At 66.7% G+C, this 13,896-nt stretch carries 10 protein-coding genes; 8 read left to right on the top strand and 2 right to left on the bottom strand.

The window, feature by feature from the left end; translation table 11 throughout:
- Positions 1-13 precede the first annotated feature (13 nt).
- Positions 14-496: a hypothetical protein gene (locus tag CK944_RS07675; protein WP_239985996.1), complete on the bottom strand. Its 483-nt coding sequence runs from the start codon at positions 494-496 to the stop codon at positions 14-16.
- Positions 497-824: 328 nt separating this feature from the next.
- Positions 825-2,021 carry a calcium-binding protein gene (locus CK944_RS07665; protein ID WP_103172456.1) on the bottom strand — a complete coding sequence of 399 codons (1,197 nt, stop codon included), beginning with the start codon at positions 2,019-2,021 and terminating at the stop codon, positions 825-827.
- 199 nt (positions 2,022-2,220) lie between these two features.
- Between CK944_RS07665 and CK944_RS07660 the strand changes: the two genes are divergently transcribed.
- From CK944_RS07660 to CK944_RS07625, 8 genes are all read left to right on the top strand, one after another.
- On the top strand, positions 2,221-3,063 hold the full coding sequence (locus tag CK944_RS07660; RefSeq protein WP_103172493.1) for a calcium-binding protein: 843 nt from the start codon (positions 2,221-2,223) through the stop codon (positions 3,061-3,063).
- A 78-nt stretch (positions 3,064-3,141) separates the two neighbouring features.
- Positions 3,142-5,109: a hypothetical protein gene (locus CK944_RS07655; protein WP_103172455.1), complete on the top strand. Its 1,968-nt coding sequence runs from the start codon at positions 3,142-3,144 to the stop codon at positions 5,107-5,109.
- Complete coding sequence (locus tag CK944_RS07650) at positions 5,106-6,347, top strand: glycosyltransferase (RefSeq protein ID WP_103172454.1); 1,242 nt, start codon at positions 5,106-5,108, stop codon at positions 6,345-6,347. The genes CK944_RS07655 and CK944_RS07650 overlap by 4 nt, the downstream gene beginning before the upstream one ends.
- Positions 6,344-8,494, top strand: a complete 2,151-nt coding sequence (locus tag CK944_RS07645; RefSeq protein ID WP_103172453.1) for a hypothetical protein — start codon at positions 6,344-6,346, stop codon at positions 8,492-8,494. Before CK944_RS07650 ends, CK944_RS07645 begins: the two co-directional genes overlap by 4 nt.
- Positions 8,491-9,771: a glycosyltransferase family 4 protein gene (locus CK944_RS07640; RefSeq protein WP_103172452.1), complete on the top strand. Its 1,281-nt coding sequence runs from the start codon at positions 8,491-8,493 to the stop codon at positions 9,769-9,771. The genes CK944_RS07645 and CK944_RS07640 overlap by 4 nt, the downstream gene beginning before the upstream one ends.
- Complete coding sequence (locus tag CK944_RS07635) at positions 9,764-11,485, top strand: type I secretion system permease/ATPase (protein WP_103172451.1); 1,722 nt, start codon at positions 9,764-9,766, stop codon at positions 11,483-11,485. The genes CK944_RS07640 and CK944_RS07635 overlap by 8 nt, the downstream gene beginning before the upstream one ends.
- Entirely contained in the window at positions 11,482-12,771 is a 1,290-nt protein-coding gene (locus CK944_RS07630) for an HlyD family type I secretion periplasmic adaptor subunit (RefSeq protein ID WP_239985995.1), read from the top strand. Before CK944_RS07635 ends, CK944_RS07630 begins: the two co-directional genes overlap by 4 nt.
- 51 nt (positions 12,772-12,822) lie before the next feature.
- On the top strand, positions 12,823-13,629 hold the full coding sequence (locus CK944_RS07625; RefSeq protein WP_103172450.1) for a CatB-related O-acetyltransferase: 807 nt from the start codon (positions 12,823-12,825) through the stop codon (positions 13,627-13,629).
- Positions 13,630-13,896: the final 267 nt, after the last annotated feature.

The following is a 13,896-nucleotide window of genomic DNA, read 5'->3' as shown; positions in this document are numbered from 1 at the left end:
GGGGCCTGGGATGTCAGTGCCTGAACCTTGACGAGATGATCAGGATCTTGCGGTCGTCCCCGTCGGCTTCCGGCGTGGCGCCGGTGCCATCGACCCGGGAGAGGCGCCGTTCCTCGACCTGCGGGCGGCTTGCTTGCAGGACATCCAGCATGTCGGGAAAGCCGCTGGCGATGTCCGGCATCCCGGCCACCGCATAGGCGGCTTGCCCCAGGCCGGCATAGTGGACGATGGTTCCCCCTTGCCGCACCAGCCGGGCCGAAAAGAAGGCACAGGAAATCAGGCATTCGTCGCCGATCTGGCGCGATTGACCCTGTCGGGCGCGGCGGCTGGCGGCGTCCATCAGCCTGACTGTCAGCCGGTCGGGCGCAAGGGGGCGATGCATGTAGCGTGCCAGGGTCGAGGCGAGGTGGTATTCGAGATCCGCAGAAAGCGCGACCCGGCTTTCGCGCATCCCCTCGACCACCAGATCCCGCGCTGCGGAAAGATAGGTATCCATCACGACATCCCCTGGTATCCAGACCACCAAACGTCCATCGCACAGGAAAATCTTGCCTCAGTCCTGCTGCAGGTCAAGCCCCGTGATGATGGATGAAGTTGAAATCACGGGATTTTGGCAGGGCCTTTCAAGAACTGCCTTTTGCGGCCGATCCTGCCCGATCCTTGCGGTCGCCGCCTTGTTTCCCTGCCGGCCCACAAGTCTGGCCGGCAGCGTGAACCCACGGGGACGATCGACATCCTGGCAGGCCTCTGAGCGGTTCATGGCCGGATGCGCCTTCGACAAGCGCATCCGACCATGTTTCGGCAGGCGGGGATCGGGGGCGCGGCTACCAGAAATCGACTCTCGTCTGCAAAAGTTGGGCCAGCGTGTCGGGATCCTGGTTCAGGAAGATGGCGCCATTTCCCTTCCCAAGGTCAAGCAGGGTCGCATCGCCAAGATCCAGCATCCGGTCCGCAAGGGATGCAAGGTCGATTGTCTGGCCATTGATGCTGCTGGTCAGGACAAGGCGGTCGTCCAGGCCGAAATCGGCGATAATGTCGGTTCCGTGGCTGCTGCGGAACTGGAACACATCCGCCCCGCTGCCGCCTGTCAGGAAGTCGTCGCCCGCCCCGCCGTTCAGCACGTCGTCCCCGGTGCCGCCATCCAGCATGTCATTGCCGCGGCCACCGTGCAGCGTGTCGTTGCCTGCCCGGCCCAGCAGCACATCGTCGCCGCGGCCGAAATCCTCCACGGCGGCGACGAAGTCGTTCCCGTCGCCCAGGTCCACGATGTCGTCGCCCCCGCCGGTGTCCACCCAGTCGTTGCCGCTTCCGCCCTGGATGCTGTCGTCGCCAAAGCCGCCATGGATGGTGTCGTTCCCCGTGCCGCCGTCCATGGTGTCGTTGCCGTTGCCGCCGTTCAGGCGGTCGTTTCCGTCCCCGCCCGACATCAGGTCGTTGCCCAGCCCGCCGTCCAGCGTGTCGCGGCCGTCGCCGCCCGACAGGACATCACGCCCCGCATCCCCTTCCAGAAGGTCGTTGCCCGCCCCCCCGAACAGGATGTCGTCCCCGTCCTGACCGTCAAGCGTGTCGTTCCCGGTCCCGCCATGCATCAGGTCCGATCCGAAGGAACCGAACAGCGCGTCGTTTCCTGCCCCGCCGAACAGCCAGTCCGACGAGACGCGCTTGGCCGCCGACCAGTCGGCATAGGACAGTCCCCCGCGTGCCGGATCGCTGGCCCAGCGGACATCCAGCACATCGTCGCCCGCGCCGCCGATGAGCAGGTTCCATCCCGCGCCGCCATGAAGGGAATCATTGCCCGCAAAGCCGGCAAGGATGTGGTTGCCGATGCCGGTTTTGATCGCATCGTCGCCAGCCCCGCCCAGCCACAGGCCCGAGGCCAGGCTTTCGGCGAAGATGGCGATGGCGGCTTCCAGGAGATCCTGCCGTGCGGCCAAGGCCTCTGCCAGGTTCGCGGTGATCGGCGGCACTTGCGCCGGGCCATCGGTCAGAAGGGGGGGACTGGGGTCTGAATAGGTCGTCATGGGTGCTTTTCCAGTTTGAAATAACCCGATGCCTTCTGCCCGGAACCGGCCCATGCCGGGCCATCGGCTGCATGTTATCCAGCGGCCGTCTTCCTGCGACCCCCGAAATGGATGCAATTTTAAGTAATTAGCGGTCGGCCGTTAACGGGCTTTCGCATAGGTTGTGCGCCATAAGATCAACAGCAAGGAAGTGTTCATCATGGCCACGATACCAGGGGGCGCATTCAGCGATTTCCTGTTCGGGACGTCGCTCTCGGACTTCATCACGGCGGGCGGCGGCAATGACACCGTCATGGCCAATTCAGGCGACGACATCGTCTATGGCGGCACGGGCAACGATCTTCTGAACGGCGGCTCGGGCGACGACCGCCTGCTGGGAGAGGCGGGGGCGGATCAACTGCTGGGCGGATCGGGCGATGATACGCTCGACGGCGGCGAGGGGAACGACACCCTGTCCGGCGGCGCGGGCGACGATCTGATGTTGGGCGGTTCGGGCGACGACCTTCTGTCCGGCGGCGCGGGCGACGACACGTTGTCGGGCGGCTCGGGCGACGATGCCCTGACCGGCGATGCAGGCGACGATCTGCTGCTGGGCGGCGCGGGCGACGACACCCTGTCGGGCGGCGCCGGTCGCGACACGATGGAAGGCGGCGCCGGGGATGACCGGCTTTATGGTGCCGCAGGGGACGACCTGCTGCTGGGCGGTGCGGGCGACGATTTCCTGCAAGGCGACAGCGGCGAAGACACGCTGGATGGCGGCGCGGGCGACGACAACCTTTATGGCGGCGCCGGGGACGACCTGTTCATCTTTTCGGGGGGCGGGGATGTCATCATGGATTTCACCGATGGCGACATCCTGCAGATTTCCTCGCGCCTGGAAGGCGTCAGCCTGGCATCGGCCGAGGAAGTGGCCGACTTCGCCATCGATCTTGGCGATGCCGGCACGCTGATCGACTTTGGCCAGGGCGACAGCGTCCTGCTGCACGGCGTGGCCTTTGACGAAGTGACCTCGGATCCGGGCCGGTTCTTCACCGTCGTCTGATTCTGATGATCCGGGCGCCCTGGCGCGCCCGGACCGTATCGAGACCTTCCTGTCATCCTGCCCCAGGTTCCAAACGGCATGAACATCCCCGTCGATCGAAAGCTTTGCCGTCCCGGCCCGCATCCCCTTGCTGCCCCGCCTGTCGAGGCGACGGTGATCTCCATGGGCCCCATACTCAGCGCGGTCTTCTTCGATCGCCCCGCGGGCGCACGGACCCGGATGCAGGCGGAACAGGACGGTCTGCCCATTCCGCGCCCGCTGATCGGGGCCCAGCTTGCCCTTCGGACCGGCGGCACGCGGCATGTCCTGCTTGTTCCCCAAGGGATCGAGGCCTTGCAGGCGCGCCATCTTGTGGTGCGGCTGGACGGCATCGCGGTGGCCGAATCGGACCCAAGATGGCTGCAGCCGCCCGAGGGGGAGTTGCCGGCCCTGACCGCGCAACTCTCGGCCCCCGGTCTGTGCAAGCTTCTGCGGGCAATGATGACGGGGGCGTCGCTGTTTGCCGCGCCAGCCCAAGCGGGCCTTGCCGACGCGATCGCCTGTCTGTTGGACGTCTGCGCCATCCCGTCCTGCATGCCGGTGGCGGAAACCCGAATCGCGGGGCGGCTGCTTGTCAGCTATGCCGTGCCCGGCCTTCCCGGCATGGGCCATCCGGCCGAAGCTGCCGCGTTCCTGGACGGGCGGCTGGTCCGCCTGAAGGATTTCGACTGCCTTGCCGAAGGGGAACTGCTGCATGTGCTGCTGCCCGCCGGTATGGGCCGTTCGCAGATCCTGGCATTGTCCGATACGCCGCTGCGGCTGGCGGTGGGGGATGCCCTGCTGCGCCGCCTGCCTGTCGCGACCTGGATGCGCGCCCGCAGCCAGGCTTGCAGGGACTGGTTGTCCGGCCTTGCCGGAACGATCGCCGATGCTGCGCCTGCCCCTTCTGCAAGGATGGAGAAGCCGAATATCGCGATCAGGCATCTTTCCTCGACTGCCGAGGGCATCCTTTATGCCCTGACGCTGACGGACCCCTCGCGCATGGCGGGCAAGATCGTTCTGGAATGGCAGGGTCGGCAAGCGGAACTTCAGACGCTTCACAGGGCGGACGGAACCGCGATCCTGGTGGGGCTGGCCGACCTGCCCCCAGATGCGGGGGGTGGCGACACGTGCCGGATCCGCATCGTCGATCGTTCCGGCCAGTCGCACCTGTTGGCCGAACCGGCGGTCCCGGCCTATGACGGTGGCATTCCCGAGGGCTTCCGGGATGCCTGGATGGCGGGGAACGATGCCCGGCGGTCCCTGGCACGGGCCCGCGCGGGCTTTCGGCGGATGATGCCGCCCTGCACCGTGCAGCATTTCGGACCTTCGCAGAAGCCGCGGCTCAGGATCGTCACTGCGGTGGGTGATTCGGCGGACATGATCCGGGCGCGTGCCGCCATGATCCTGGCTGAAGGCCAGGGTGTCCCGGTCGAGGTGGTCTGCACCATGACGGAGGGGCCGCTGGCCATCGGCGCGCGCCAGGCCCTGGCCCAGACTGCCGCGATCTATGGCGTCCCGCATCGCCTGGTGCTGTTGCCTGCTTTTGCCACCCCTGCCGAACGGATGCACGCTGCCCTTTCGGATGCGAAGGATGCCCCCGCCCTGCTGCTGGGCGGTGATGTCCTGCCTGAGATGCCGGGCTGGATCAGGTTCTGGCAGCAACGGCTGCGCAGGCCTGCGGCCTTGGCTCCGGTGCTGCTGGCGCAGGATGGATCCATCGCTGCGACGCGGGAAGGCTTCGATCCCTGCCGGGGATTGCCTGCCGAACATCTGCCCCAGACGGGGCAGGGGATCGGCCGGCCATTGCCCACATGCCTGGCGCTTGCCCCGCAAGGAATCGCGCGTCTTCTGGACAGCGTGCCGCATCCCGATCCGGCGATCTGGATCGCCCGGGCCCTGCAAGGCTGCGCCCGGTCCGAGACGCGCCACCCGTTCCGCCGCTTTGGCCCCGCACCCGTGTCGGACGGTTTCGCGGCCGCCCTGTCCGAAGCCGAGTTTTCCCTGATCGAAAAGGTTCGCGAATGACCCTTCAGGTCTTGCAGATTGCCCACGACCACCCCGCCCATACCAGCGGCGGGACCGAGCTTCTGGCCCATGACCTGACTGCGGCATTGAACGCCGCAGGCGGGGTCCGCGCCAGGTTCCTGGCCGCCACGACGTCGCTGCAACGCCCCGACGACGCGCCGGGATCGCTGGGCATCGAGGGTGGGGACCACCTGCTGCGCACCGGACGCTATGACCGGTTCTCGATGCTGCGGCAGGACGGCACCGACTGGGTCGCCTCGATGGGGCGGCTTCTGGACAGCTTCCGCCCCGACGTCGTGCATCTGCATGGTCTGGACCGCATCGGGGCCGAGGTTCTGGCGGTCATCCGCCGCCTGGCCCCAAGGGCGCGGATGGTCCTGACGCTGCATGACTACCAGATCCTGTGCCCCAATGACGGGCTGATGCTGACGGTGCCGGACGGGGCGCGGTGCCGGACGGCCGGGCCCGACCGCTGCCGGGGTTGCTATCCGGCGATGCCGGCGGCGGCGCATCTGTTGCGCAAGGCCCATCTGGCGGCACTTCTGTCGCTGGTCGATGCCTTTGTTGCGCCTTCGCGCTTCCTTGCCGAACGATTCATCGAATGGGGCCTTGAGGCGGACCGGATCACGGTTCTGCCCAATCAGGTTCAGGCCGTCGCGCAGCCGCCGCGCGGGTCGCGCCCGCGCCCGAACCGCCTTGCCTTCTTCGGCAACATCGCCCCGCACAAGGGCGTCCTGCCGTTGCTGGCGGCGGCGCGTCTCGCAGGGGAAAGGGTGACGCTGGACCTGCACGGCGGGCTGGGCCATGCCGAGGACGGGTTCCGCCGCGCCTTTGCCGATGCGCTGGCGGCCGCGCCCAATGCCCATCATCACGGACCCTATGCACGCGCGGATCTGCCTGCGCTGATGGCGCGTGCCGACTGGGTCGTCATGCCGTCGATCTGGTGGGAAAACGCCCCCCTTGTCCTGCTCGAGGCAAGGGCGGCAGGCCTGCCGGTGATCTGTTCAGGGATCGGCGGCATGGCCGAGATGGTGGAACACGGCGTCACCGGCCTGCATGTTCCCCCCGGCGATCCCCGTGCCTTGGCGGAAACGATGCGCGCAGCCGCCGGCGATCGCGCCGGGCAGGCACGCATGGCCGCCGCGCAGCGCGCCCGGCATGGACAGGACGCCTATCGCAGCTTTGTCCACAGTCATCTGGACCTTTATCGAACCCTGACGGGAAGGATCAGCGCATGAGTCCCGCCGACGGCGCATTCTTCGGACTTGCCGCGGAAGCCCCTGCGGCCCTGGTGCCGGATCTGGCGATCATCCTGCCCTGTGGGCGGACGCTGCTGGCGATTTCCGGCCTGGCCGATGCCTTGCCCCCGCAGGGCTCATGCGGCGATGCGCCCTGGGAGGCGGTCTGCTGGCCCGTCCAGAACGGCCGCGCCGGCCTGGCCCTGGTCCGGGCGCCACTGGTCGGCACCTACTGGTTGCGCGCGCCCAATGGCGAGGAACGCGAGATCGCCGCCCCGCGCGCCCTGGACGTCGCCCCCGCGCCACTGGCCGAATTCGTCAGGCGTCATGGCCTGAACAGCCGCGAGGTCTTTGATTTCCTTGCCGCCACCCTGGCCGACGATGCCCCGTCGGGGACCCCGTCCGGCGACGGCGACTTCGCGGCCCGCTTCCTGTCGCTTGCGGCCGAGGCGGGCGGCTTTGTCGAAATCCTTGCCTGCCCCGGCACCAAAGGGCTTTTCGCGCAAGGCTGGGCGATGTCGCTTGGCGCGGGCCGTCACCGCCTGATGCGGCTGGACGGCACGCTGACCCAGTGCGACGCCGATGTGGCATTGTTCGCGCGTGACGACATCCCGCCACCCGGTATGGGCTTCTGCCTGTTCAGCCTGGACTGGGAAACCGATCTCAGGGGCCTCGATTGCCTGTTCTACGAACAGGACGGCACCCTCAAGCGGCTCGAGGTCGTGCGGGGCAGCGTCCTGCGGCTGTCGGGCGAGGCGGCCATCGACCATGTTCGTCACATGCTGCCCCGACTGGCTGGCGACGAAGGGGGCATCGGCATCTATCGCCGCATCTGCCGCCCCCGGTATCAGGGAATGGATACGCTTTCCCTGACCGCCCTGCCCATCGCCGCCGCCTTCGATTCGGTGTTCCAGGCGCCCTCGGGCGGGCTTCTGGCGACGGGATGGCTGCTCGATCCGCTGCGGCAGGTAGAGCGCGTGATCGTCAAGAGCACGGCCGGGCTTTACGCGCCCCTGCAGGATTGCTGGACCCCCCTGCCGCGTGGGGACCTGAACCAGGGGTTTGGGGGCGATCCGCGCTTTGCCCGGCTGCTGGATCCGGCCGATACCTTGCATGGCTTTGTGGCCTTCGCCGACGGCACCCCCCGCCGAGGGGATGAGGAATTCTATCTGGAACTGGTGCTTGCCGATAAAAGCTGCCTGTTCCACCCCTTGCAGATCACCGCTGTCGACGGCCGCGAGATGCTGCCCCAGATCCTCTCCGCCCTGCCGTTGCACGATCCCTCCCTGGACCGGATCGTTGATGAGATGGTGGCGCCGTTCCTGGCGCAACTGCCCGCCTCGGCACGGAAAACCCGCGGGACGCAGCGGCCCGTTCCGCTTTCCGGAACTGCCGGGGACATGACCGCCGTGGTCCCCCTCGACCGGCTGGACCATCTTCAGCCCATGATGGCGCTGCTGTCCGGCACGCCCGAGGCGGAACGGCTTGATCTGGCGATCGTCATGACGCGGGCCGCGGCGGGCGAGGCTGCAAGGCGTCTGCGGGACCTGTTCCCCTTCTATGGCATCCGGGGTCGGCTGCTGGTTGTCGATCACGCTGACCTCTGCGCCCGGATCGAGTCGGGGCTTGCCTTGGCCACGGGGGAACGGGCGCTGATCTGGCAGCCCTCTGCCCTTCCCATGGCCCCTGGATGGCTGGACCTGCTGGAGGCGGAGCTTGATGGCCTTGGCAGGCCGGGTCTGATCTCTCCCACGCTGGTCTATGAAGACGGGTCGGTCTTCTATGGCGGCGATGGGGTTGTCGGGGACAGCGCTCCGATGCTGGGCTATCCGCGCGGATGGCTGACCGGCGGGGCGCCGCGTGCCATGGCCGCCGGCGCGGCACAGCTTGCGCTGATCGACCGTCAGGCGATGGCCCAGGCGGGGGGATTTGCGGGCCGCCTTTATTCCGACGGATTGGTGCACAGGGATCTGGCCCGCCGCCTGAATGAACAGGGTTTCGGAACCTGGTCGTCGCGCAGCGTGGATTTCTGGATGCTCGAGGATGTGCCGCGCGCCACCGATGCCATGGCGGCGCTGCTGGAAAGGATTGATTCAGCATTGATCGGTAAGACTGCGGGTCTATTCAGCACAGGCCGATTCTCATGAAAGCCCTTGTTCTCAGCCATGCCCATCCCGCCTTTTCCATCGGCGGGGCACAGGTCGCCTCATACAACCTGTTCCAGGGCTTGAAGCAGCAGCAGGGCTGGACCGCGCATTACATGGCGGGTGTCGGGCCCCCGGTTGCGCGCCATGCCGCAACCCCGCTGATGTCGCTGGGCCAGGCACCGGATGAAACCCTGTTCTGGACCAACGACTATGACTGGTTTCACCTGGGGCTGAACGACACCGATGCCCTTGTGGGGCATTTCGAACGCTTCCTTGCCGACCTGCGGCCCGATGTCGTGAACTTCCATCACGTCATGGGCTTCGGCATCCAGGCGATCCGCGCGGCAAGGCGCGCCCTGGGCGATGTGCCGATCGTCTATACCCTTCACGAATACCTGCCGATCTGCGCCCATCACGGCCAGATGATCAAGGCCAAGTCCGGCGCGCTGTGCATGAAGGCCTCGGCATCCGATTGCGGGATGTGCTTTCCCGATATCGGCGCCGCGAACATGCTGCGGCGCGAACTGTTCATAAAGTCCTTCTTCGACCAGGTGGATGCCTTCGTCTCGCCCTCGCGCTTCCTGCTGCGGCGGTTCCAGGACTGGGGCCTGCCGCGCGAGAAGCTGGTGATGATCGAAAACGGCCTCGACGGCGGTCCTGTCGCGCCGATCCGCCCTTTGCCTGGGGGTGGACGTCGCAACCGCTTTGCCTATTTCGGCCAGTTGAACCCCTTCAAGGGAATCAAGGTCCTGGTCGAGGCCGTGACGCGCATCCCGGAAAAGACCTGGGGCGACGGGATCCTTTATGTCTTCGGCGGCAACCTGGAACACCAGCCAGAGGATTTCCAGGCCCAGGTCAAGGAACTGTTCCGCCTGTCGGGCCGAAGGCTGCGCTTCATGGGATCCTACAAAAGCGCCGACCTGCCCCATCTGATGCGAGAGGTGGACTGGACCATCGTCCCCTCGACCTGGTGGGAAAACGCCCCTGTTGTCATCCAGGAAGCCTTCCACCACCGCCGCCCGATCATCGCATCCGACATTGGCGGAATGGCGGAAAAGGTGCGCGATGGCATCGACGGGCTGCATTTCCGGGTCTCGAACCCCGAAAGCCTGGCCGAGGCGATGACGCGTGCGATGGATCCCGCCCTTTGGGACCGCCTGAACGCCGGCATCCGGCCGCCCACCACGGCAGCGGAATCCGCCCGCCTGCATTCCGACCTGTTCGACAAGCTTCTGGCCCGGAAATCGGCGCCTGCCCTGGCGCTTCGCCATGGCTGACGCCGCGGTCGATCATACGCCTTGGCGCGCCGCCTTTGCCGACCTGGCAAAGGGGGTGGCGGCGGCAGCCTTTATCGGCTTCTTCGTCAACCTTCTTTACCTGTCGCTTCCCCTGTACCAGGCGCAGATCTTCGACCGGGTGATTTCGTCCGGAAACTTCGATACACTGGCCGCCCTGACCCTGATCGTGGGCCTGATTTTCGTGTTCCAGGCCGCACTGGACTTCCTGCGCTCGCGGCTGCTTCTGGTCATTGCGGCGCGCCTTTCGATGGCGCTTGGCGGGCCGGTCTTCGAAGCCGCGGTCGAAACCGCGCTGCGATCCGGCGCGGCTTCTGCGGCCACGGCAATGCGCGACCTGAACGGGTTCCGCAGCTTTGTCGCCGGGGGCGCGATCACCCTGCCGATGGACATGGCCTTCACGCCCATCCTGCTGGTCGTGCTGACCCTGCTGCATCCATATTATGGGGTGGCCGGGCTGTGCGGCGCGGCCCTGCTGACGATGATCGCCGTGACGACCGAAGTTCTGGCACGGCGCCCGGCCGCCGATGCCATTCGCAAGAACGTCCTGCTGCAGGCCGATACCGCCAATGCCATCCGCAATTCCGAAGTGATCGCGGCCATGGGCATGCTGCCAGAACTGTCGCGGCGATGGCGGCGCGGCCAGGCCATGTCCCTGGACAGCATCGAGGCGGGGGGGACCACGGCCAAGTTCCTGGCATCCTTCGCGCGTGCCTCGCGGGTCGGGCTTCAGATCGCGGTGATCTGCCTGGGTGCTGCCCTGGTCATCCGGCAAGAGGCAAGCCCCGGCACCATCCTTGCGGCAGCGGTGATCACCTCGCGGATGCTGGCACCTTTCGAGCATCTGATCGACGGGTGGCGTCAATGGGTCAACGCCTTCGCCATCGCGCGGCGGCTGCGCGATCTGTTGCGCGACGGGGCACGCATCCGGTCGGCTGCCGGGGTGCCCGTCGGACAGGCCATGATCGTGGTGGACAGGCTCAGCTATGTGCCGCCGGGCCAGGACGCGCCGCTTCTGCGCAATGTCAGCTTTTCGATTGCCCCTGGCGAGATGGTGGGCGTGATCGGCCCTTCAGGCGCCGGGAAATCGACCCTGGCACGGTTGGTGGTGGGGCTTTGGGCGCCGACGGCGGGCGGGATTTTCCTGGATGGGCAATCCACCTTCCAGCATGAAAGGGCCAGCTTCGGCGAGGCTGTCGGCTATCTTCCACAGGAACCGCTGCTTCTGGACGGGACGGTTCGGGAAAACATCGCCCGCTTCCGCGACGCCCCTATTGAAGATGTCGTCGCCGCCGCGCGTCAGGCAGGGGTTCACGACATGATCGGCCGTCTGCCCAAGGGTTATGAAACCCCCTTGGTCGATGGCGGCGCACGCCTGTCCGGCGGGCAGCGGCAGCGGATCGCCCTGGCGCGCGCGGTCTTCGGGATGCCGAAGCTTCTGGTCCTGGACGAACCCAATTCCTCGCTGGACGCCGATGGCGAGGCGGCGCTGATCGAGGCGGTGGAAACCGCCCGTGCTTCCGGCGCGGCGGTTCTGATCGTGGCCCAGCGCATGTCGATTCTGAACAAGGCCGACCGCCTGCTTTTGCTGCGCGACGGGGCGCCCGCCCAATATGGCGACAAGGCCGAGGTCCTGTCGGCGCTTGGGCCTCGGCGGCGCAAGGCCGCGATTGCAGAAAAGGCGTACCTGTCATGACGATGACGATTGCCGACGAAGCCTTGCCTGCCTATCGGCCTGTCTTTCTGACCGCCGTCGCGATGATCCTGTTCATGACCTGCACCCTGGGTGGATGGGGGATCTATGCCCGGCTGGACGGCGCGGTGGTGACGCAGGGCGTCGTCCTTGCGGAAAGCAAGCGCAAGACGGTCGAGAATCTGGAGGGTGGGATCCTGTCCGATCTTCTGGTGGCGCCGGGGGACCGTGTTCGGGCGGGCCAGCCGGTCGCACAACTGGACATCACCCAGGACCGGGCGCGTCTGGCGCAGATGCAGGCCGAACGCCGCGCACTGGTCCTGGACATATGGCGGCTTGGGGCTGAGGCGCGGGGGCTTCCGCTGGACATGGCGCAGGCCCCCCAGGACGATCCCGTGCTGACCGCGGCACAGGCCGAACTCTATGAGGCGCGCCTTGCCCTGCATCAGGGTCAGATCGCATCGATGATGCGTCAGGCGGATCACCTTGCTGCGCAGGCCGTGGCCAATCATGCCCAGGCCCGCGCCTCGCAGCGCCAGATCGAAAGCTGGACGCAGGAACTGGACAATACCGAAGCCCTGGTCGAACGTGGGGCGGCGACCCGGCAGAAGGTGCGTGAAATCAGCCGCAACCTGTCTGTGCTGGAAGGCGAGCGTGACGAATATGCCGCCCTGGCCCGGGCGAACGAACAGGATGGCGCGCGCATCGCCGCCGATATCGTCACCCTTCGGCGGCAGCGCGTGGCCGAGGCGAACGAGCTGCTGGCCCAGGCCCGGCGCAGCCTTCCCGCGCTCGAGGCGCAGATCAGCGCGGCCGAGGATGTCCTTGACCGCCGCACGCTGCGCGCGCCGCAGGACGGCCTTGTTGTCGATATTCCCGTCGTGACGCCCGGTGCCGTGATCGGCTCGGGCGCCGTCGTGATGGAGATCCTGCCCGATGCCGATGCCTTGGTGATCCAGGCTCGCCTTCCGCCCGAGGCCATCGACACGGTTCATGTGGGCCGCAAGGCACGGGTCAGGCTGACCGCCTATCGTCGCGCCACGGCCCCGACCATCGACGGCGAAGTGACCTATGTCTCCGCCGACCTGCTGGAGGAGCCGCGCGATGGCAGCCGTTACTTCGAAGTCCGCGCGAGGCTGAACGCGACCGAACTGGAGATGCACCCGGAGGTGGCCCTGACGGCGGGGATGCCCGTGGAACTGGCGATCCAGACCGGGGAACGCCGCGCCGGCGACTATCTGCTGGAGCCGATCTTGCGGCATCTGCGCAAGGCGATGCGGGATGAGTGAAATATTAATCCTTTCGCGCAAGACTGCCGGGGGAAACAGGGTGGATCAGAAATGAGCAATGGACAGTTCACGTTGAAACATGCCGACCTTCCGGCGCTTGACCGCACGGGGCTGCGCCTGCCGGGCCTTGTCCAGACGGGCAGGCTGGCCGCCGGGTCGCGGATTGAGGCGCCGACCTCGATCATCTGCACGGTCACGCCGGGGGCGTTCCTGGAAATCGGCGCGTTCTGCAACCTCAGCGGCGGCACGGTGAACAATGTCCGCTTCGGGCGATACTGTTCATTGGCGGCAGGTGCGGTCATCGGGATGCACGAACATCCCACCGACTGGCTGACGACCTCTCGCACCGCCTATTTCCCCCAGGTCAACGGTTGGAGAGAGCTTGTCGCACCGGATCGGAAGGACGAGATCCGCCGCGGTCTGCGCCCGTTCAGGGACAGTTGTCCGATCACCGAAATCGGCGACGATGTCTGGATTGGACAGGGGGCCTTCATCAAGTCGGGCGTCAGGATCGGCACCGGGTCGATCATCGGTGCGCGCGCGATCGTGCTGCGCGATGTTCCGCCCTATTCCATTGTCGTCGGAACGCCCGGACGGGTCGTGCGGTCGCGTTTCTCCGACAAGGCGGTGGAACGGCTTCTTGCGCTGCAATGGTGGCGGTATTCGATCTTTGACCTGTTCTCGGCGCCCATGGACGACATCGAGGCGGCCTTGGACCGGATCGAGGAGATGGTCGGGTCCGGCATGGTTTCCCCCTATGAGGGTCCGGTCGTAACGGCCGAAGACCTTCGGGATCCGCAGGCTCTGGCCGCGCGGCTTGCAGCCCACTTCACGCCGCCGATGGCCCAGGCCAGTTGATCGGACAGTTCAAGGCAGGCTCCGGGCCTTGGGTGCCGTCATGCCGGCAGGATGGTTGCAACAGGCCGGACCTGCATTTTCGGCCTCGGAGTTCCGCAGGCAGGCGGCGGCACCTGGTTGGCCCATGTCTGCCTTTGGGAGGCAGCTTTCGGCAGGTCAGGGTGATTGGGCTCATTCCACGATGACCGGCTGCGGAGCCATGGCGCAGGTCAGCCAGTTCCGGCTTGGATCGCCCAGCATCAAGGGTGGGTGGCAGCATGGAAATCA

Source organism: Paracoccus sp. SY, assembly GCF_002901215.1.
Taxonomy (GTDB): domain Bacteria; phylum Pseudomonadota; class Alphaproteobacteria; order Rhodobacterales; family Rhodobacteraceae; genus Paracoccus; species Paracoccus acridae.
The sequence above is the reverse complement of the archived record's forward strand: the minus strand, read 5'-3'. Positions and strand labels throughout refer to the sequence as shown.

What these genes read in the sequence shown, in the direction of transcription:
- CK944_RS07665 (WP_103172456.1), bottom strand. Translation starts at nt 2,021, where the DNA reads ATGACGACCTATTCAGACCCCAGTCCCCCCCTTCTGACCGATGGCCCG.
- CK944_RS07640 (WP_103172452.1), top strand. Translation starts at nt 8,491, where the DNA reads ATGAAAGCCCTTGTTCTCAGCCATGCCCATCCCGCCTTTTCCATCGGC.
- CK944_RS07650 (WP_103172454.1), top strand. Translation starts at nt 5,106, where the DNA reads ATGACCCTTCAGGTCTTGCAGATTGCCCACGACCACCCCGCCCATACC.
- CK944_RS07635 (WP_103172451.1), top strand. Translation starts at nt 9,764, where the DNA reads ATGGCTGACGCCGCGGTCGATCATACGCCTTGGCGCGCCGCCTTTGCC.
- CK944_RS07645 (WP_103172453.1), top strand. Translation starts at nt 6,344, where the DNA reads ATGAGTCCCGCCGACGGCGCATTCTTCGGACTTGCCGCGGAAGCCCCT.
- CK944_RS07625 (WP_103172450.1), top strand. Translation starts at nt 12,823, where the DNA reads ATGAGCAATGGACAGTTCACGTTGAAACATGCCGACCTTCCGGCGCTT.
- CK944_RS07655 (WP_103172455.1), top strand. Translation starts at nt 3,142, where the DNA reads ATGAACATCCCCGTCGATCGAAAGCTTTGCCGTCCCGGCCCGCATCCC.
- CK944_RS07630 (WP_239985995.1), top strand. Translation starts at nt 11,482, where the DNA reads ATGACGATGACGATTGCCGACGAAGCCTTGCCTGCCTATCGGCCTGTC.
- CK944_RS07675 (WP_239985996.1), bottom strand. Translation starts at nt 496, where the DNA reads ATGGATACCTATCTTTCCGCAGCGCGGGATCTGGTGGTCGAGGGGATG.
- CK944_RS07660 (WP_103172493.1), top strand. Translation starts at nt 2,221, where the DNA reads ATGGCCACGATACCAGGGGGCGCATTCAGCGATTTCCTGTTCGGGACG.